1 protein-coding gene is annotated in these 363 nt (G+C 40.8%); it reads left to right on the top strand.

What is annotated here, in order from left to right:
• A partial coding sequence (locus tag AAEY78_RS12360) for an FAD-dependent oxidoreductase (protein WP_352339637.1) occupies nt 1–363 on the top strand: 363 nt, incomplete at both ends.

Below are 363 nucleotides of genomic sequence, written 5' to 3'. Positions count from 1 at the left end.
CAACAATAAAACCATCACCTTAAGCCCTCTATATGACGAGTTAGGGCATCAAATTTTACCTAAACGCACCGTTCACTATGATCATTTAGTTATTGCTATTGGCAGTGTGAGTAACGACTTTAATACGCCAGGCATTAAAGAGCATTGTTTTTACCTAGATTCAAATCAACAAGCAGAGCGCTTTCAACACGCGCTGCTGGATAACTTTACTCGCCTTCATCAAGACGATGACCCATTACACTCATTAAATATCGCCATTGTTGGCGGTGGAGCAACTGGGGTTGAGCTCTCGGCTGAGCTGTATCATGTTTCTGATTTACTAAAAATATACGGTTTAACTAATATGTCGGCTAAGCGTTTACA

This window comes from Psychrobacter sp. 16-MNA-CIBAN-0192, assembly GCF_040309565.1.
GTDB lineage: Bacteria > Pseudomonadota > Gammaproteobacteria > Pseudomonadales > Moraxellaceae > Psychrobacter.
This window is presented reverse-complemented; position numbering and strand designations above follow the sequence as displayed.